This window comes from Lacticaseibacillus sp. YLM2-1, from assembly GCF_056583465.1.
Map to the genome: position 1 here is coordinate 20784 of NZ_JBWOEE010000002.1, position 19698 is coordinate 40481.

At 43.6% G+C, this 19698-nt stretch carries 15 protein-coding genes and 1 pseudogene; 8 read left to right on the top strand and 8 right to left on the bottom strand.

What is annotated here, in order from left to right:
* Window positions 1-106 precede the first annotated feature (106 nt).
* The 4 genes from mobC to AC07KQ_RS14325 all read left to right on the top strand — a co-directional run bounded on the left by mobC (window position 107) and on the right by AC07KQ_RS14325 (window position 4612).
* Window positions 107-511, top strand: coding sequence for a plasmid mobilization relaxosome protein MobC (gene mobC / locus AC07KQ_RS14310; RefSeq protein ID WP_049176868.1), 405 nt, complete (start codon window positions 107-109; stop codon window positions 509-511).
* Window positions 483-2690 carry a relaxase/mobilization nuclease domain-containing protein gene (locus AC07KQ_RS14315; RefSeq protein WP_289420836.1) on the top strand — a complete coding sequence of 736 codons (2208 nt, stop codon included), beginning with the start codon at window positions 483-485 and terminating at the stop codon, window positions 2688-2690. Before mobC ends, AC07KQ_RS14315 begins: the two co-directional genes overlap by 29 nt.
* A gap of 44 nt (window positions 2691-2734) precedes the next feature.
* Window positions 2735-4126, top strand: a complete 1392-nt coding sequence (locus AC07KQ_RS14320; protein WP_049176793.1) for a DUF3991 and TOPRIM domain-containing protein — start codon at window positions 2735-2737, stop codon at window positions 4124-4126.
* Between the two features lie 348 nt (window positions 4127-4474).
* Complete coding sequence (locus AC07KQ_RS14325) at window positions 4475-4612, top strand: putative holin-like toxin (RefSeq protein ID WP_049176792.1); 138 nt, start codon at window positions 4475-4477, stop codon at window positions 4610-4612.
* Window positions 4613-4801: 189 nt separating this feature from the next.
* Here the strand turns inward: AC07KQ_RS14325 and AC07KQ_RS14330 are convergent, their stop codons facing one another.
* The 6 genes and pseudogenes from AC07KQ_RS14330 to AC07KQ_RS14355 form a co-directional block, all read right to left on the bottom strand.
* Entirely contained in the window at window positions 4802-5188 is a 387-nt protein-coding gene (locus tag AC07KQ_RS14330; protein WP_049176576.1) for a hypothetical protein, read from the bottom strand.
* Window positions 5189-5612: 424 nt separating this feature from the next.
* Window positions 5613-6333 (bottom strand): annotated as a pseudogene (locus AC07KQ_RS14335) (DNA cytosine methyltransferase); the annotation flags it as partial.
* 209 nt (window positions 6334-6542) lie between these two features.
* On the bottom strand, window positions 6543-8555 hold the full coding sequence (locus AC07KQ_RS14340) for a PTS sugar transporter subunit IIABC (RefSeq protein ID WP_031547179.1): 2013 nt from the start codon (window positions 8553-8555) through the stop codon (window positions 6543-6545).
* Between the two features lie 13 nt (window positions 8556-8568).
* Window positions 8569-10221 (bottom strand): alpha,alpha-phosphotrehalase, encoded by a 1653-nt coding sequence (gene treC, locus AC07KQ_RS14345; RefSeq protein ID WP_049176575.1) that lies wholly within the window; start codon window positions 10219-10221, stop codon window positions 8569-8571.
* A gap of 51 nt (window positions 10222-10272) precedes the next feature.
* Window positions 10273-10989, bottom strand: coding sequence for a trehalose operon repressor (treR, locus tag AC07KQ_RS14350; RefSeq protein WP_031547174.1), 717 nt, complete (start codon window positions 10987-10989; stop codon window positions 10273-10275).
* 477 nt (window positions 10990-11466) lie between these two features.
* The gene (locus tag AC07KQ_RS14355; protein WP_289420829.1) at window positions 11467-12090 is read right to left on the bottom strand and encodes an IS30 family transposase; all 624 of its coding nucleotides are present in this window, start codon (window positions 12088-12090) and stop codon (window positions 11467-11469) included.
* Window positions 12091-12833: 743 nt separating this feature from the next.
* On the opposite strand from AC07KQ_RS14355, the gene AC07KQ_RS14360 reads away from it, so the two are divergent.
* Both AC07KQ_RS14360 and AC07KQ_RS14365 read left to right on the top strand, forming a co-directional pair.
* Window positions 12834-14819, top strand: a complete 1986-nt coding sequence (locus AC07KQ_RS14360; protein WP_480156645.1) for an ATP-dependent nuclease — start codon at window positions 12834-12836, stop codon at window positions 14817-14819.
* Window positions 14809-16404 carry a UvrD-helicase domain-containing protein gene (locus AC07KQ_RS14365; protein WP_049176960.1) on the top strand — a complete coding sequence of 532 codons (1596 nt, stop codon included), beginning with the start codon at window positions 14809-14811 and terminating at the stop codon, window positions 16402-16404. The genes AC07KQ_RS14360 and AC07KQ_RS14365 overlap by 11 nt, the downstream gene beginning before the upstream one ends.
* A 302-nt stretch (window positions 16405-16706) precedes the next feature.
* Here AC07KQ_RS14365 and AC07KQ_RS14370 read toward each other — a convergent pair whose 3' ends face one another.
* Both AC07KQ_RS14370 and AC07KQ_RS14375 read right to left on the bottom strand, forming a co-directional pair.
* A complete protein-coding gene (locus AC07KQ_RS14370; protein WP_049176962.1) occupies window positions 16707-17156 on the bottom strand; it encodes a hypothetical protein in 450 nt (149 codons plus the stop codon).
* 12 nt (window positions 17157-17168) lie between these two features.
* Window positions 17169-17615 carry a hypothetical protein gene (locus AC07KQ_RS14375; protein ID WP_049176965.1) on the bottom strand — a complete coding sequence of 149 codons (447 nt, stop codon included), beginning with the start codon at window positions 17613-17615 and terminating at the stop codon, window positions 17169-17171.
* A gap of 503 nt (window positions 17616-18118) precedes the next feature.
* Here AC07KQ_RS14375 and AC07KQ_RS14380 point away from each other — a divergent pair.
* Both AC07KQ_RS14380 and AC07KQ_RS14385 read left to right on the top strand, forming a co-directional pair.
* On the top strand, window positions 18119-19012 hold the full coding sequence (locus AC07KQ_RS14380) for a DNA/RNA non-specific endonuclease (protein WP_049176968.1): 894 nt from the start codon (window positions 18119-18121) through the stop codon (window positions 19010-19012).
* Window positions 19013-19016: 4 nt separating this feature from the next.
* Entirely contained in the window at window positions 19017-19376 is a 360-nt protein-coding gene (locus AC07KQ_RS14385; protein ID WP_049176970.1) for a hypothetical protein, read from the top strand.
* Window positions 19377-19698: the final 322 nt, after the last annotated feature.

Sequence of the window (19698 nt, forward strand, 5' to 3'; positions counted from 1 at the left end):
GTAGAAAAACACCCGGAATGCTACTTTGAGAAAAATGGCAGAAGGGCCTGTATTTCAATGTTCGACTTAATGTGAACTTCCATAACATAACTAGAAAGGGCTTTTCATGATGGCAGAAGACAATGAGCAAAGGGAACGAACTATTCAAAAGCACACGAGGCTTAACCTGCGCGAGGAACAAGCTCTCAGATTGCGTATGGCAATGGCTGGTAATCCTCGATTCAACAGTTTTTCAATTCAATCTCTTTTAGCTAGTCAGATTATTCATATCGACTTCACAGACACTAAACAATTAATAGAACAGATGGCTCGAATTGGAAATAACTTGAACCAATTGGCACACGTAGCTAACGAGAGTGAATCACTTACCCAGGAACAAATGAATGTGGTTAAAAGTGAAGTCTACGATTTGTTTTTGGCTGTGAATAATCTCTTGCTACATCGTCTTGACGTTGTTCATCGTTATGAGCAGGTGGTCTTAAATGGCAATCACGAAAATACACGCAATTAACCGTTCAACGAAGGACGCAATCAAATACATTATCGACCCGCTCAAAACTCGAAACGGTGAGTTAGTTGAAGGTGTCCATTGTGACACTCCAACAGCATCGTTTGAATTTGAAATGTTAGCTGATATGTCACATCGCTACAATGGCAACTTTGAGCGTGTTGGCGGTCGTCAAGTTGACGGCCAACACTTGCTAAAAAAAGCCAAAAGTTACCATTTGATTCAGTCTTTCTCACCAGACGATCATGTCACCCCGGAGGAGGCTCACGAGATCGGTCTACAACTCATGCGCGAATTAATCGGCGATGACTATCAGTTCGTCATTGCGACTCACGTTGACAAGGATCATATCCACAATCACATCATTTTTAACGCTTACTCCATGACGACTTTAAAAAAGTTCCGAAGCCAACCTTACATCACGGCTAATCGGATCAAAGAGATCAGTAATCGCTTGACCGCTGAACATGGGTTGTCCGTGTCCTTAAAACGGGAAGAACAACTCGACAAAAATGGCTTTGTTCACCAGAAGGATGTTCACCAATCATTCCGCGCGGAGTTGCGTCGCCGACTGCGTTTTGTTGCGTCTCGTGCAACATCACCGGAAATGTTTGATCAGCTATGTAACCAGCTAGAAATCACGACAACGAAGCGTGGTCAAGATAGGGGGTATCGGTTGCCTGACCAGCAGCGCAATATTCGCGACAAAAGCCTATCTGATGTTGGTTCCTACACGTCCGCAGGTATTAAAACAACCACTGCTGAAAATGCTAACAATCAACAACGATTGATGACCTTAATTGATGATGTCTATGGTATGTGTGACAGCCTTGATGATTTAACTTTCATGCTGCAACAGGAACATGATGTTACCCTCAAACGGCAGCGCAATGGTAGCTATCAATTCACATTTCATGATGGTACTAAAGTGCCCGCGGAACTTCTACCCCCTGCCTACCAACTAAACTATATGAATGAGCATTGGCATGACCCCAATGCTTTCAAAGCAAAGGTGGCAGCTCCTGATATTTTAGCCGAGTATCAGGAACAAACCAAGTCGAAGATGACCAACACCGAAACCTTAATGGACTTGTCTGAGGATCAGGTGCTAAGTGTTGATGAAAAGGGGGCTTTGGTTCAACTAGAAGTGCCTAATGAAGGACAGCTAACAGTTCACTTGAATCGTTACGAATTGCGCGGTGATTCTGATCATTTGCAAGTTGCGCTACAAGCCAATTATTACTACACATTAACGGATCAATCAGGAAAACGGCCACGCGCTGTTTCAATCCGTGGTGAAGCATTGATACACGCGATTGATCTTGATCAAGGATTGAATCCTGAACTGGTAAAAGTTCCTCCTCAAGCTGTCTTTGGTCACTCTGACAAGGGACTAACGATTACGCTACCTGATGCCGGTTATGAACGGGTCTTTATCCCTAATGACGCCGTAAATTATGACCGGTTGCATCAACAGTACACAGTGCAAATTGGCAATCACTGGCACTACAATGCAACGCCCTTTGCTACGTTGAACGATCCAGAACCAAAGTCAGTTAGTTTGACAGGAGCCGCGTTGAAACCCGCATTAAAGTCAACGCAGCCGATGTTAGGACGTTGGTTAATAGCAAACCGACAACGTCAATATATGCAAGCTCAGCAAGCTGACGTGAAGCGCTTGTCAACCACGCTTGGTGAATTGAGAGCCAACCATATCACTGACCGTCAGTCATTAGGCCGGCAGGTAACAACGGTCAAAGCGCAGCTCCATGACGTGCAGCAGAAAATTGAAATGCTTCACGATAAGATTACCACCTACAACGACTTAGCAAAGTTCATCTTTACCCGCAACCAATATCAACCAATTATTGACAAATTAGAGGACGTTTCACCAAATGAGCAACACCGGCTCACTAGGAAGTACCAACATGAAATTAATATGTATCAAACCGCCGTGCTACATTTGCAAAACCAAGACTTTAACCCACTACTGACTAACGAAGAAATGGCGAGTGTCATCACAGACCAAGAAAAAACCCTACGGTCATTAGAACAAAGTCTCAAGCAGCAAACCATCATGGTCAACAAGTGGGAGGACATTGCTGAATTAATGAACAATTTACAAGGTGAACCGTCCCAGGAAGAGCAAGAACAGCAACATCATCATGATATTGAACGATAGGACGCCTAGGCGTCCTTTTTTGATGCAGAAAGGAGTTAACCGAGATGGTCACAAACAAACAGAAACGACTCAGTAAAGCAACGATTGACCACGCGAATCACGTTGCCATTGTGGCGATTGCCGAAGCGAATGGCATTGCCCTAGTGCAACAGTCCAATGGCTATTGGCGTGGGGTCGAACATGACTCATTAGTCATTAATGACAAGAAGAATCTCTTCCGTTGGAATAGTCGTGATGTTGGTGGCGGTGCATTAGATTTTGTGCAGCATTATTTAGGCATCAGCAGTTTTCGCGAGGCAGTTGCGTATCTGAATCACGCGGCTTTAGAAAGAGTTGAAACAACCACGCATAAGGTTCGTGAGCCGTTTCAATACAGCTTTAAGAATAGCCCTAACTTTGAGCAGGCCACTAAGTATCTAACGACGGTTCGGAATCTTGATCCACAGATTGTGGACTTACTGCATCGCAAAGGCTTTATCCAACAAGACGAACATGGCAATGCTATCTTTGTCTGGTCAAGGAAAGACAAAATCGTTGGGGCAACGGTACAAGGTACGAGAATTGACCATGAGCATTTGGGTAAGCGCGGTACATTTAAGCAGATAGCTAAAAACTCACAAGAAAACTTTGGCTTCAATTTGTCACTAGGCAAGCCTGAACGACTTTTAATGTTTGAGGCGCCGATTGATGCCCTGAGTTATTGGTCACTGCATCGGGGCTTGAATCACGTTACGTTAATGTCGATGGACGGCTTGAAGCCAAATACGGTCAAACAAGGGCTGATCTATTTCTGCGAGAAAACTGGTCGTGCGCCTTCAGAGATTGCTTTTGGGGTCGACAATGACCCGAGTGGTCATGTCTTTTATGACCAGATGCGGGCTGAACATGCTTTAGCGAGTGTGCCGTATACGAGTCTAATCCCAGCTGACCAAGCAATTCCACACGAGTGTCTAGCGCCAGTTGTCAGTGCCGCTAAGCAGGCGGCCATTCCTACCGTCGCTTTAATGGCGTATCTGAAAGTCGTTGTCAATTTACAGCCCGGTCACGGTATGGCAAACGGCTACCATTATCAGGATGCCCTTACCAAAGGTTCTTTCGCGGACTTACCTGAATTTGCTAAACAATTAAAGCCTTATCTGCAACCTAACGGCCTTGACTGGCAAGCCTACTTCAAGCAGCAGGCACCGGATCTGACAATAGCAAATCGCAACAACCTGATCACCCGAATCACAGAGGTTGCGCAGCGTTACCAAAAAGGTGATTTTCAAGTTGTACGAGACGTTCCAAAGGATTGGAATGATCGACTACAAATCCATGAGCGTTCAAAGAGCAAGGGTTTGACCTTGGATCAAAAAATAGCAGCAGCAAAAGAAAGGGCGGTGACGGCCAATCTTAGAATTGCACCTAAGCATCATGATCAAGCGTTGGAGCGATAGTTTTCTATTACCGGGTCTGCGAGCTTTTTGGCGTCCTTATCTCGACGTAACGAGACGAGGTGGTTTTCCTCGTCCGTTACCTAACAGAAACTTGATTGGTTATATGAGACGACGTAGTACGTTGCCTGGAGCGCGTGGGCGGGGCAGGCGCCCCACGCTCCTCGGCCTTGGCCGAAAACCGTTGAGCCAAAAAGCTCGCAGACCCGCGGACTAAAAAAGGCTATATCCCTTGTGGCTCTAGGAATACAGCTATTTTTATGGTATACTATTTTTAGCAGAAAAGTTAATGACGGTTGGCAAATCCAATCACAAAGAGGTGGTCGCCTATGAAAGACGTCCAAAATCTAAGTGAAGGGAGGTACCTGTTTGTCCGTTGCTGAGGCAATCACGCTGATGCTAGCATTTGGCAGTTTCGTACTGTCACTTGTGAACACCTTTGTGACCCTTGTAAAAGCAATGCAAGACAATCAAAAAGACCGTCATTAAACTTCGTGGCTGAAGGCTGACGATCTTTTGATTGTAAGTTGAAATGCCAGCCGTCTTTAACGGCTCTGCTAGGGGAGCACTCTTATGGGGGTGCTCCCTGTTTGTATCTATATTATAGCACGAAAAAACCCTATCTAACAAGGCTGATAGGGATTATCCGCTGTGCTTATTGGGTTGGTTGCATTCTTATCAAGATACGGTACACTTAACTTGTGAGTGGCTAAGTGCTACGCCGTCTGCTGTATCGTCAGTAGGCGGTTTTTTCGTTTTGAGGTTTTTAGGGCTATGCAACCGCGTAAACGCCACTTTGAATACGTTCAAATTCGGGATAGCGCTGTACCACTGCCCGTATTTGTTCGCGCCAGTGAACGTTGTTGACCGCTTTTTAGCCCCATCGAGGGTTTGATACAAATCTTGAAGTGACGCCTGCCCGCCGTGCTGTTCAACCGCGGCGCGTACCAAGTCGCGCCAAGTAACTTGCTGTAATTGTCTCAAATCACGGGTAAAAGTCTTTGTATACTTAATATCCAGTTGCCAGATAGAACGCTTAATGAAGACAAGAATATGTTCGTGCATAATCGGGATAAAGCTACCGTGGTAGCCATTCCGAAGCACTTATAACGTTGTGCTGTACCTTGACGAAGTGACTTTCCAATCAACATAAGGGCAAGCTAGAAGCGTGAAGCACCTAATACGCAAGCCTATTTGAACAAATCGGCACACCGGTGCTACAAATATTTAAACAATCTGATTGAGCAGGACCATTGATTCATTAAGTGACATCGTGTCTAATACGCAAGCTTTTATAGTATCCGAACCTCTAGTGCAACGCTGAACGGTTTGGAAACTATTCACGCAATACGAAACATAACCTAATCGTTACGGTCCCTCGGGTTCTCAGTCGCGTACGAATTAGAAACACTGATAGCTACATAACCTTCAGCACTGTATAAATTGCGTGTTAAATGGTCATCTGTCAGATCATTTGCACCAGAGCCGGCTAAAGCTTAACCAGCGTTGCCACTTCAGATCCGGATGCCCTGAATAGAACATTCGGTTGTAGACGTGGCGTCGGTGAAATGTAGTCATATTCCTCACCTGCAAAAGTTTTGAGCTGCCATAAGGATATGGCGCATACCAGCAGGCGGAATTGCCATACCAATTTGTTTACGCACAGATTCTTTCCCACCAATGAAGTGGTAGTTATCAGGAAAAGTTTGCAGTCGTGCACGTTCACGGTTGGTTAGTGCTCGGCTTTCCTTCCAGTGATACATATGGGTACCACCGCCTCCAGATCCGGTAACGGTATATGACGGCTTATTACGGTCTAGGCGCTTATAGATATTTGAAAGCCGATCACCCTTGACGTTTAGACGCAGACTTTCAGGAATTTGGTGCGACCAAGCATTACCACCTTCTGGAATATAGGACAACATCTTAATAGTCGAAGCCTTGTGACGTGTTAATTCGTTATTAAACGTGTCTGCTGGAATCGGTGGATTAGTTAGAGCCTCGCCAGCGGTAACATAGTCATCTGGATTGGGTGTGGTCGGGGCAGGTACGTGAAATTTAATGCCTTGACTAGCCAGATCATTGCGAATACCAACAATTAATATACGATGCCGAGCCTGTGGAACACCATATTCCTCAAACTTATAGAAGTTTGGCGTTAGTGTGTAACCAACATCGGCTAATGATTTGAGAATTTGAATGAAAGCATCAATTCTGCGGTGACTGCAAGTTATTTTTATCGAAATCGGCACAATTTTTTGTGGCGTTTCTCCGATCATGATCGTCCCCGCTTTTTTGCCAAGCAAAAACACCGATGCCCAACGACATCGGTGTTTACTACTAGACTTCTAGACTTTGATTCTTTGCAAAAATGATACGATTGTCATTTCGAACCACTTTTCAGTGAAGCCTTAACTCATTATTCAACTGTCTTACCTAAGCGCTTCTTCTTAGGTGCTGCCTTAGCCGCATTGGCATCGGCATCTTTATAACCGAAGAAGTAAACCAAGAGAAAGGCGGCAACCAAGGTCACAACCGAAGCAATCCAGAATCCGGCAAAGTTGCCTGGATTGTGTGCCCAACCCGGAGCAGCAAATGATGGAAAACCGATGAAGCTGCCAGTGAATCCGTACATCGAAACACCTAACAGGCCATTGACAACGCCACCGATTGCGGCACCGATACTAGCAAAGACAAAGACCCGGCCATACTTCAAGTTAACACCATACATCGCAGGTTCGGTGATGCCGCAGCATGCGCTGATGAACGCGGAAATAGACAAACCTTTCAGTGCTGGGTTGTGCTTAGTCTTAACCCAGACAGCCAACGCGCCGGCACCTTGGGCAATCATGGAAATGGAGACGATGCCGTTAAGCACGGACTCTGGGTGTGCCGAAGACAATTGTGCGGTAATAATCGGGATAACCGCCCAGTGCAATCCGAAGATAACCAGAACCTGATACAGACCGGCAATAATGGCGTCGGAAATCATAGGCGTCAAGCTGAGCAATGCCTGAATCCCGGATGTGATCGCACCAGACAGCACCGTGATCAGTGGCCCGACAACCAAGACAACCGTCATGCCGACTAAGAAGATTTCAACCAGCGGCGTGAAAATCATCCGCAGAACCAGTGGCATCCAGCTCTTGATCCACGGTTCAAGCTTGGCTGCCATCCATGCCGCAAAAATCATCGGGAAAATCGAATACGTGTAATTCGCAATGTGGACAGGTAAGCCGAAGAAACTGGCATTGACCCCCATGCCCAGTAACGTACCACTAACTTTACCAGCCGTTGCAATCTTAGCAATTGATGGATAAATCAGGAACGCACCGATAATGCCAACGATAACCGGATCCGAGCCAAGTTTTTGCGCGGCCGTGAAACCAACGATCACAGGTAGGAAGTAAAAAGCTGCATCGCCCATCGCATTAATAATCACGTATGTCGGATCCGTCGTTGAAAGATGGAACCAGGTGGTCATAATGTTGAGAACACCTTTGAGCATCCCACTGGCGGCCAACAGTCCGATAACCGGAATCATGGATCCGGTTATCGTCCCGATCAACGCCTGGGTCCAACGTTTGATTGTGCCCCAGAAGCTGGTATCTTTAGCCTCTGCTTGGGTTTCTTTAATGGCTTCCGCAGTACCTTCAGCATTAGAGTAGCCGGGGCCTAACTGTTTAATGACTTCATCATAAACGTCAGTGACGGCTTGCCCAATGACCACCTGATACTGACCATTTGCCCGGGCAACATCAATGACGCCCGGAATGTTGCGCACTGTGTCATCGTCCGGCTTTTGTTCATCTTTCAGATAAAACCGCAACCGGGTGATACAGTGAATTAAACTATTGACGTTCTGCGCCCCGCCGACATCGGCAATAATCTGGCGGGCAGTCGCCGCATATTTGCTTTCTTTCTTATTCGGCGTCGCCACGGCTGTTGATGTAGCCGCAGCTGCCTTAGGTGTCATCACGGCAACTTCTTCACCAACCTTAACTTCGCCCGGGGTGACATCAAGATGATCAACCACATCATTGGTATTGGTAATCGCAACAATGACCGTAGTCTTTTTGCCGGCTTTCTTGATCGCATCCAAATCCATGGAACCAATCACGTCGCCGGCTTTGACTTTGGCATCCATCGCGGTGTCGATTTCAAACGGTGCGCCTTTCAATTCAACCGTATCAATACCCAAGTGGATCAACAACTCGGCCCCATCATCGGCTTTGATCCCGATTGCATGCTTGGTATCGGCAATCATCATGATGCGTCCGTCAATCGGCGCAGCAATCTGACTATCTGATGGTTCAATGCCAAAGCCATCACCCATCATTTTCTGTGAAAAGACCGGATCGGAGACGTCTGTAATCGCCATGGCAAGCCCTGAAACAGGCGCCAAAATGTGTAGCTTCTTTTCATCAGCCATTTTTGGTTCCTCCTTAATTCTCTTCCGATGTCAACAATGCAATCGTCGCGTACGGCGGCAATGTCATCGTTGCAGTTTGTATTAATCCTGATTCGTTGGTAATAAGCACTTTTGCGGATTGGAATCGATTTGGCAGCGGTACTGTGATCGCCTTGTCACTGAAGTTATTCAGGACCAACAAATGATCCTCACCAGCAACCCGTTCGTACGCATACAAGCGGTCAATATCGATTCCAAACGGTTCATAACTGCCGTCACTGATCACGTCATATTGTTTTCGCAACGCAATCAACTTTTGATAAAATTGGAAAATTTCGCCATGCGCTAACTCATCTTTGACGTTGATTTCTTTTTGATTCGTCGGTCGCAGCCAAGGTGTACCGGTGGTAAAGCCGGCATTAGCCGAATCATCCCACTGCATCGGCGTCCGACTGTTGTCACGGGCCTTCGCCAAAATGATGGCAAACGCCGCTTTTTCCGACTTACCTTCCTTGAGCAAAGCCTTGTAAGCATTCTTGGCTTCGATATCCACATAATCAGCCATTGAATGGTAGTGCGGATCGGTCATGCCGATTTCCTCACCCATATAGATATACGGGGTGCCACGACTGAGGTGAATCGCCGCAGCAAGCATTTCGGCACTTTTAACCCGATACTTGTCAACGTTGCCAAAACGATTGAGTGCCCGCGGCTGATCGTGGTTATTCCAGAACAGCGCCTGCCAGCCGCCGCCTTGATCTAACTGTTGACCCCAAGTGTGCAAAATGTCCCGCAACGCATTGAAGTTATACGGTTCTTTCGTCCACTTTTCACCGTCCTTATAATCCGTCTTCAAATGGTGAAATTGAAAGACCATGGATAATTCATGATTTTCCGGTTTCGTGTAGGCGATTGAGTTCTTAACAGTTGTGGAACTCATTTCGCCCACCGTGACACTGTTTTGATCCTGGCCGAAGCTATTAGCCGCCAGTTCCTTCAGATAGTCCTGAACAATCGGCGTATCCGTGTATAGCGTTTTGCTGGCAACCTCTGGCGGTGCATCGACCAGTTTTTCTGCCTTGCCAATCACATTCAACACATCGAACCGAAATCCGTGGACACCCTTGGCACGCCAAAAGTTAATAATCGCTGCGGCTTCTTGCCGAACTGCTGGATTGTGCCAATCCAAATCAGCTTGGCGGCGTTCATATAAATGCAGATAATAATTGCCGGTGTCGCCAAACGGTGCCCACGCTGGTCCGCCGAATTTGCTTTCCCAGTTAGTCGGCAAGCTGCCATCCGGCTTTGGCGGGCGAATATAATAATAGGCTTGATAATGCTTGTCACCAGCCAACGCCTTCTGGAACCATTCATGTTCCGTGCTGGTATGATTCAACACCATGTCCAACATGATATCGATCCCAGCTTCTTTGAGTTTCTTAGCCAATTCGTCAAAATCCGCCATCGTGCCGAAACGCGGATCAATATTGCGATAATCGGCAACATCATAGCCGTTATCGTATTGCGGTGACACGAAAAATGGATTGAACCAGATCATGTCGACATGCAATGACTTAAGATAATCAATCTTTTCAATAATGCCACGCAAGTCACCGACCCCGTCGCCATTGCTGTCATAAAATGACTTGGGATACAGCTGATAAATGACTTTTTTATGAAATCCCATCGCGCACCTCCTTAATCTCAACCATTAATTGCAGGCTGAGTTTGCTACCATTCACGGCCGCATCCGCCGAGCAAAATCATGAAACTTAAACCGATCCGCTCGGTGCCGCGACTCCGTGTACTGAAACTTTGTTGTATCGACCAGACTGCTGCAACTGCGAACTACGACGACCACTGCGGCCTGGGGCAACTTCAGGTAACACCGATCTTCTTCGGTAGCTGTTTCCACCGTGATTTCCTTGGTCGCATAGGCAATGGTCAACCCCACCTGACCTTCAAGATAGGCATACAACGAATCTTTGGCTGCCGACTCCGGAATCGGCGGCACCACATTAGGATCAAGGTAATCGATATCGATGATGTCCGGCTCACCTTTCAAATACCGCACCCGCTTCAAAAACCGCATCTGCTTCGTCGTGACGTGCGGATCCACATCCTTAAACGACTTGGCTGGTAATGTTGCAAAATGATTGGCCAAAATGACGGTTCGCGTCTGTAAGTGAAATTGTTTGGCCAGTTCGGCATAACTCACAACTCCTGAGACGGGGAAAACGTATTCCTGCCGATTAATCACCGTTGAACCTTTACCTTTTTGCGACTGGATAAACCCGTCGTCTTTGAGCAGCTGCAATGCTTTTCGTACCGTGTCGCGCGATGCCCGGTACATTTCCTGCAACGTCCGTTCACTTGGTAGCAACGATCCCGTTACATAAATCTCTGCTTCGATCTTGTCCTTCAGATCCTGATAAATGACATCGTACTTACGCATTTCTTCCCCCTCCAGAAAGCGATTTCACTTACAGAGCTTATTTTACCTGTACGTACAGGTTTGTCAACAAAAGACGCTTGGATTTGGTCAATAATAGGTGGCATAAACTAAAAATGTTGTCATATCAGCATTTTGGGACATAAGAAAACCTCAGGGAAACCCGCCCTGAGGTCTTTTTAGTTAGTGGCCACTGCCACTTACTTGTCTTCGAGTCTAAATTCATAGCCAAGTTCGTTTCGGTAATACACCGGTGACATGGCACCACCACAATCTTCACACACAAATTGAGGCAGTTGATCAGGACTATACGCTAAGTCACTTCCATCAAGGATGATCACAATCTCTCGTGGTATTTCCTCATGCTTGTGGCATTTCTGACAGATAAATTCGACGTTGTCGTTCCCAACTGAAGCGGCATCGGTCATATGCTGCTTCTTCTGCTTGCTTGTATTTGGTTCCTAGATTGCAATAATAAAGTTACCACCTAGAAAGAGGCTTGCTCACTGCTTGAACTGGGGTTTGCCAACGGAGACATTTTCTAGGTTTGTTATTGATAAGCGCTGTGGCTTGTTGAATATCGGTCTCTGAAACCTGATCAAACTGTGTTCCCTTCGGGAAATAGTAGCGAAGTTCTCGATTGAACCGTTCATTTGTGCCCCGTTCATTCGGGTGATAGGCGTGGCAAAAGTAAACCGGTATCCGATAGCGCTTTGTAAGCGCCTGATCGCAGGAAAACTCTTTACCGTGATCAAAGAGTTGGCTTGGCTGAAAATCGACTTGTCTTTGATAAATCCAGTGGTAAATCGTGTGTGGCGCACAGTGAACGGCATAACCGACCATTTCAGGGGACCAACCTAGGTTTAGCTTCTCAGTTACCATCCGCTTCAACTTAGGCGTTAAAATCGAGTGCCGACCACAACGATGCCGACAAGTATCGGCATGATCCTGAGCTATAATGGCGCAGTAATCACCTTCAGGGCAACGGTGAAGCTCATGCCTAATAGAAATACGAGAGCGGCCTAAGGTCGCGGCGATGTATTGAATCGTGTGGTGTTGCATCAGTTCTATCTGAGATCGTTCAATTAAGGTTATAATGGCCATGGGACCTGTCCTTCTCTCTAGATGGTATGTTATGCAAACACCATTTTAGCAAGAACGGACAGGTCTTTTTTCACATTTTCTGGGTGGTAACTTTAATTATGCAATCTAGGCGTTTACGAATACGACTTCTTATGGTGCTTTTACAACAACAGATCATTTTCTGACAAGTCCTGGTCGTCCAGTTACACGGTTGTTTCACGACTTTGTTACTTTGTTTTTATTTACTCGGTTCGAGGTGACAGCAAACTTGCAAGCATCATTATCTTAATATCGCACCACCAATACTTTTTGAGGCTGAAAAGAAAAATCCAATTTACCGTTTTCCGTTACGTGAAAGGTCGTTTTACAGACGGTTGCGAAAGATACCAATCTCAAGCTTCTACTCGGATAAAAGACTGCTTTTACTGGCTATTCCCTGTGAAAAAATAGATACATACTTTATCATGATCACTGTCGCTACTGGATCCAAATCGCAACTTCTAACTCTCGTTATATACAGCTTCAATTATTACCAATAAGCTTAGTTTATTGTAAAATAAAGAGAGACTAATTATGGCATGTTGGTTGAGCCATCTTCTGCTGTTGGACAGTCTTATTAACTCAAAAATTTTCCAGTTGTCATGTGTTAATTTAAAGCTCACCGTTTGGCTCAAATGGACTTTTTGTCGTTCTCAAAGAATAACGCTATTAACAAATTAATATCTTGGCGATCAATTTATGACACGTCGTGATGGAGGAATATAATGGCAAATATTAGAGTATCTGAAATTTCCATAAAGAATTTCCGAGCAATTAAGGATAGCACTATTGACTTACAGCAGGATACAATTTTGCTGGGGAAAAATAATATAGGAAAGACGAGTTTGTTGGATGCGTTCCAGTCGTTTGCTTATGGATTAAAAATTTCGGATATTAATTTAGCACTATTAATTAGTATTATGAAAAATAAAGACGACCCTAATAAAACACTTTCTAATCAATGTGTAGAATTTAGTATAACGTACCATTGGGAGGAACTAGGGTTTGATTACTGGTCTTTGTTGAGCAATATTTCTAACTCCGGAAACACAAAGATTTTAATTCGATATACAATCCCCCAAGAAAACTACGCACAATTAAAACAAGTTAAAAATGTTAACGAGATTATTGAATTGTTTAAAAAAGAAATCTCGATCGGCTCGGTTGATGACTTTAAAGTGAATCGGCAAACACCATTACCTGCAAATACTAAACTTAGTAAATACATGCCGCTTCCTAAATCAAATATTGATGATCTTAAACCCGGAGAACTGTTATTATGTACCATCAAGGCGTTTCGCTTTGTTGATTCTGGCAAAACTGATAGTGAGAATGTGACTGCGAACCAATTTTCGGCCCAAGTATTCAACTTATTATCAGATAATGCTGAAGTAACAAGAGTATTTTCAAATGTTCAAAAACAAGTAGACCAAGATGTTGCTAAGAAGCTTGACCCATTTCAAACCGAACTGAAAAAATTTGCATATCCACAAAATCCAAAAAATCCACTTAAAGCTATTCTTACTATTGACGAATGGTTAGCTAATCCTAAGGTACGTATTTCTCAAACCTTCAAGGATTTAATCGGATTTGAATTGCCCTTGAATGCACAAGGATTAGGATATCAAAATATTTATAATATTCTCGCAAGAATATCTGCACAATTTTCAAAAATGCAAAAGCTACGATTACATAATCCCGTTTTTTTTGCAATTGAGGAACCCGAAGCATTCACACATCCACAACTGCAACATATTTTTGTACAACAAATTCGCACTTTTATTCAGCGTCAGGCAGAAGAATGCCAAATACCATACCAACTACTAATCATCTCTCATTCCCCAGAAATAGCAATATCTGCATTTGAAATGAATTTTCAGATTGTAATTGGTCGTCGGCAAGGGAATTTTAGCTACTTTATAAATTGGGATAAAGTTGGGAGTGGCAATCCTGAATCTAGAAACAAACTAAAAAAGCTAATTATTAACTACAATGCAGAGATGTTATTTGCTGATAAGTTAATAGCTTATGAAGGGAACGCAGAAAGATTAATTTTAACGGCCCTCATTCGAAAGGAAGTTGCCCCCCTACTTGGCGAAAGAATTGCCTTTATTCCTGTTGGCACTGCATTTAAAAAAATAGAACCCGCAATCGCCGATCTTAGATTTAATAAGGTCCTTTTGATTACTGACATTGATTACAAGTGCTCTGACAAAACGTTCAAGATTGAAGACCCTTGTCATGTTCGTACTACAAATGGGAACTTGATTTATTTGTTAGACAATCCTACGGGAGATTCCAAACTGAAACAAATAGGTTTAACGAGCTACCTTAACAGTGAAGACGCTTACATATGTAAAAAACATGTGCTTATTCCATCGGATGGCATTCCTGATCCAAAAGCACCTAGTAATTTTATGATTGTTACCCAAGGATATAGCAAATTGTTTAATTTTTGGCCACGAACATTGGAAAGTGCACTCGTATTTGCAAGCAAGGAAAACTTCTCTTTGTATAAAACGAACAAATTATTAAAAGATGACGTTGATACAATCAAGACTCAAAGTCCATATGATCTTAATGACATATCTGGGAAACTATTGACACAAGGTAAAGCTGACTTTGCATTAGATAGCTTAGATCTAATTGCAAATGAAAATTACCGTATCCCACAATATTTAATGGAAGGACTGAAATGGCTTGAAAATTGAACAATGGCAGAATAGCGACTATCTTTCAATGGAAAATGGGATATTTGAAATTCGAGGTGCTGCAGGCGCAGGTAAGACACATCAGTTGGTTAAGGATATCCACTTTCTTTATGACAACAATCATAGCAATATTGCCGTTCTTAGTTTTTCAAACGCTGCTGTTGATGAACTATCTGGAAGATTGGTTGATTTGAATGTGACACCATCTACATTACACTCTTTTTGTTGGAAAGTTATTGGTACTGTGTCTAAACATATTCTTGATTCAATTGATTTGCTTTCAAAATTCAAACCGGAAGGCCTTCAGAAAAGCCATAATTGTACATTGAAAGACGTAAAAACAGTTCAATATGGGGAAATTGGGATTCCACAATTCAATCCTAGTACTGGCGAACTTTGGTTGTCTCACGACGACGTAATATCCTTGTTTATCGAAGCACTAGAATGGATTCCGAATTTCAAAAAGATGATCAGTGGCTCTTTTGATTATATATTAATTGATGAATATCAAGACACAAATGGGGATTTTTTGAATATGCTGTTCAAAAAATTATCGAAGTTACTAACAATTGGCCTATATGGTGATCCATTTCAAACAGTTTATTTGAATGATAAAACGATCAATATTGCTTCTGAGAAGCAAAAGTATGGCATTAAGACATTTAATCTGCCATATAACTATCGGTCACAAGCTAACCTAGTTAATTTATACAACCAAACGCGAGAACGCTATGATGGATTAGAACAAAAGCCAAAAAATAACGTTGGTTCTATGCCACAAGTCTTTTTGCATAGTGGTTCAATTACGCTGGAACTAGTTTCATTGATCAATCGTCAAATGAATTTTGAGAGTTCCGTCATTTTATCAACTACAAATAGAATGAGAGTTAGTGCTGCTGGTTTTGGGCCAATTGCTGCAAAGATTTATGGCTGGATACCAACACCTAAACACGGCTATACAGATTGGTCAGAGGTATTACATAAAGACCGATTGAGCCCCTATGTCACTGCATTAATTGAATATGGAAATCTGTTGTTTGGAAGTGACTATAGCTCCGTTTGTGCGTTGCTTACTTTGTTTACAAAAAAATCAGTTCAAAATGTCGATATTAATTCCATTAAAGAGTTACTTCATCAAGAAAAAGAAAAGCAAATAGTAACAGTTGAAGGCTACGAAGAATTAGGTTTGCAGTTTACAAATGAAATTAATAATGATTTTACGAACAAGCTAAATCTTTTTACCTTTTCTGAATTGAAAAAAGTGGTCGATCTTTACAATCTTCTTGACGATATTAACGATCAAAGCATGACATTCTTTTCTTCTAAGGGCTTAGAATTTAATAACGTAATTTTAAATATTGATTTTGGAAATTATTGGAAGTTCAATTGGAATAAAATCGATTTTAATCATAGCGAAAATGACAAAATAGACCTTCGTTCGGATATAATGCTATATTTATTTTATGTTGGTATCACCCGGGCAAAACATGGCCTAGCTATCTTTGTTAATACAGATGTGCATTCAAAGTTCGAAAATAATTTAAAAAATAAATTTCCTAGATTACTCAAATATAAAAACATTTAAAAGTCTGATCAGTTAACAATGTAGAATGGAATTGCTTCTACTCTTCGACTTGGTTATTCGTTGCCGATATGTAAACTCATATCATGATTCTGGATACATGAACAAAGAATGTTCGTACCAATACTAAAAAAGACTATCACTAGACTTTCGGTAGAAGTCTGACAGTCTTTAACGACTCTGCTAGGGAAACATTCTTAGAGGGTACTCCCTGTTTGTACTATTTATAGTACGGACAAGCCATATCCAACAGGTTGGCACGTTTTTTCCCCTGAACACGCTTGGAATAATAAAGGATGGCATTATCAGTCATGGTCATCACCTGCCTTCAATCTGACCACTTCACATGCTGGGTTGAGCCATTTAGCAAATTCTTTTGCGGCGGCCTCGGTGTCAAATCGTTTCGCCTGTGTTTCGTCCCGAACGTAAGCCACCTCATCAAACTCATCATCATCGTAGGTAGCGTGATGAACCTCCTGTGCGTACAGAAAGCCCATTTTGACACCCCAAACGCTCTTAGGAAAATGCAGTCCCTCGGCCACAACGTCTGGTTTCTCGTTCGGGTCACCTGGCTCAACAATGACGCTATCGACTAATGCACTTTCTGGCAATTCTGGGTTTTGGCTCAAAATAAAGTTTGTTGCGAGCCGCTGTAGGTCTTCGTCCTTCGCGTCTTCACTGGCATAAACCATGATGAAGTGTGGTTGATGTTCGATTTCGTCAATGCTGACCTGATACATTTTTCCTTTTTTCATTAGTTATTCCTCCTATTTGATGAATTGAATACTGATGTGTTCGTCCATAAATTGTTGTGCTGGTTGATTGATGAGCTGATATTTAGCAAATGCGCGGATCTTCGGAGAAAGTTGAGCTAGTAACTGGTCAGATACAACCGCCGTCAGCTTGCTATCACCTAACATCAGTGCTGTCACTAACAGCTTCTTTGCATCATGAGTTTGATTAGGCGCAAGCAGGAAATCATCGGTAACGTAATAAGGTGTTTCGCAACCGTTGGCATAAAAGGCTAGGCGTTGATTGCCGTATCGGTCTCTCTCAATTTGGCTAGTCGTTTGACTTTTAACAGCAATTTCTTGAATGTACGAGTGTAACCCTTCACTCAATTTGTCGTATGGTCGCTGTCCGTTTGGCCAAGTTTCAAAAACACCCTCTTCATCGTCTTCAATCATCGGTAGGTAAAATGGTAATTTTGGCATGGTTGTCACCCTTTCTACTGGCGGTTTTTTGAAGCCGCCTTTGATGTAACAGGCACACCAGCCACGGCAGAAAATGCAAGGGTGAGTGCAGCGAGAGTGACAAAAATTTGTGTAGCGGACTTGGCGGAGCAAAATTTTGGCCGGCCCTTGTTTTTTCTGCTAGAGCCGCTTAGAAACTTGTTTCTTAGCGGCTTTGTTGCTGGTTGAATGCGAAATCAAAGCAAGGCAAAAACGGCAGTAGAAAGGTTTTTGCGGGCGTGCCCGCGTGGCGGTACGCCACAAGCTTTATACAGTTACCTTGAGCACAGACGTTTTCTATTCCGACAACGTGATACAGTTGAAGTATAGAAACCATCTCACCTTGCCGGTTGCCTACCCTGAAACGACAAGACGTAACCGGGCGAGCGCGTCGGCCAAGGGCGCGCCGCCTTGACACAAACTAAGCCTTACTGAGCGTTATTTGCTCAGCAAGGCCACCACCATGAATCAGAAAGGACTTCAATATGAATTTAAAAACAAACTTGGCTTTTGTTTTGAGTACCGTGCTGGCAATCAGCGTCACTGGCTGCGTCTCTACTCAAGAATCCACGACCAACCAGTCAAGCAGTACCAGCTCTGCCATCTCAACATCCATGTCAACAAGCACGACGGACGCTGCACAAACAAACAGCGATCTGGCCAATTTGCCGTTTGATCTGACCAAATACCCACAAAACTATACAACGATCAATCATAATGTCCCGGTTTTTGAAAATGGGTTTAAGCAAACCGTGGCCGCTGCCCAAAAAGCGAAGAAGACGCGTGCTCAGACCTACTATGACCGTTTGGATGATCTAGGACGAACCCACTCAGTTTCAGCAATTGTGACTTATGGTATGATGCACAGTCATTCAAGCGCCGTCCGTAAACGTCCAGTCTTTCCCAAAACCACTAAGGTAGCAGGTGAGTATGCAGATGGTGTTTACAACAAAAACCTTCAACAATGGTTCGGCCGGTGCCCCAATAACAAAATGGTGCAACTGAACGGGTACCGTGGTTATCTGTATAATAAAAGCCACCTGTTAGCCTGGTCACTAGGTGGCGATATGCGGGCACACAACGTTGTTTTGGGGACACGCGCACAAAATGTCGGGACAAATAATCAACGTGATCCCGGCGGCATGGCCTACACAGAAACCTTGACAAGGAACTACTTAAATTCACATCGAGATGACGCTGTTGCGTATCAGGCGATTCCAGTGTACGTTGGAAATGAATTGGTACCACGTGGCACGCATGTCTTGGTCCAATCCATCGATCATCCTGATCGATTCCACTACAATGTGTGGGTGTTTAACGCCCAAGCAGGTGTAACGATTAACTACAATAATGGCTCATTTCAACAGAAGGGAGATTGAGCAAATGAATCGCGATGCACTACGTAAAGTCGTTCAAAAATACCTGTATAATAATCACCTTAAGATTCCCGAGCTCGTCAAACTGACCGGTATCAGTGATCGTACGATTCGACGGTTCCTAAACACTAAGGAGGGTATTTCAAAAACGATCCTTCAAAAGTTAAACTACGTCTGTGCACAAGTTCGGTTTGCAGTTGTGGGGTTTCGATCGGGCAAAGTATACTTTCAAGGCAAGGATCATGCTGATTGCTCAAGATGGATTAATGACCAGTCTTCACACAAAAATACGTCACATGAATATGGAAAAGTCGTTTTAAATATAAAGGAACCATTAGTCATTAAAAAATTGCCAACCGAATCCTAGCCTAAAAGGGCACCTCAAAGTGACGAACACACACGCTGTCATGCACACGAAGTCAAACTGCTCTTCTTGTAAGATGACTACTAAGTGCTTCATCAACTAAGGGGTCCATATTAGAATACGTACTATGGGAATGCAGATGAGAAAAATTCCATTGAAGTTAGTGCTGTTGATAAACGAAAGCGAGAATGGAGCTTGCATAAAGTCGAAAGTTTGAAGGTCAAATATCATACCTGGCAGTTGCAACTCGTGAAAATTGTCGACGATGACGGTCACCTGATTGAATACCGGCCTGGGTTTCGACCAAAAAATAGATCAGTATGCA

Bases quoted from the DNA above. Each gene is read 5' to 3' on its own strand.
- mobC (WP_049176868.1), top strand. From the start codon at position 107: ATGATGGCAGAAGACAATGAGCAAAGGGAACGAACTATTCAAAAGCAC.
- AC07KQ_RS14315 (WP_289420836.1), top strand. From the start codon at position 483: ATGGCAATCACGAAAATACACGCAATTAACCGTTCAACGAAGGACGCA.
- AC07KQ_RS14320 (WP_049176793.1), top strand. From the start codon at position 2,735: ATGGTCACAAACAAACAGAAACGACTCAGTAAAGCAACGATTGACCAC.
- AC07KQ_RS14330 (WP_049176576.1), bottom strand. From the start codon at position 5,188: ATGCACGAACATATTCTTGTCTTCATTAAGCGTTCTATCTGGCAACTG.
- AC07KQ_RS14340 (WP_031547179.1), bottom strand. From the start codon at position 8,555: ATGGCTGATGAAAAGAAGCTACACATTTTGGCGCCTGTTTCAGGGCTT.
- treC (WP_049176575.1), bottom strand. From the start codon at position 10,221: ATGGGATTTCATAAAAAAGTCATTTATCAGCTGTATCCCAAGTCATTT.
- treR (WP_031547174.1), bottom strand. From the start codon at position 10,989: ATGCGTAAGTACGATGTCATTTATCAGGATCTGAAGGACAAGATCGAA.
- AC07KQ_RS14355 (WP_289420829.1), bottom strand. From the start codon at position 12,090: ATGGCCATTATAACCTTAATTGAACGATCTCAGATAGAACTGATGCAA.
- AC07KQ_RS14360 (WP_480156645.1), top strand. From the start codon at position 12,834: ATGGCAAATATTAGAGTATCTGAAATTTCCATAAAGAATTTCCGAGCA.
- AC07KQ_RS14370 (WP_049176962.1), bottom strand. From the start codon at position 17,156: ATGAAAAAAGGAAAAATGTATCAGGTCAGCATTGACGAAATCGAACAT.
- AC07KQ_RS14375 (WP_049176965.1), bottom strand. From the start codon at position 17,615: ATGCCAAAATTACCATTTTACCTACCGATGATTGAAGACGATGAAGAG.
- AC07KQ_RS14380 (WP_049176968.1), top strand. From the start codon at position 18,119: ATGAATTTAAAAACAAACTTGGCTTTTGTTTTGAGTACCGTGCTGGCA.
- AC07KQ_RS14385 (WP_049176970.1), top strand. From the start codon at position 19,017: ATGAATCGCGATGCACTACGTAAAGTCGTTCAAAAATACCTGTATAAT.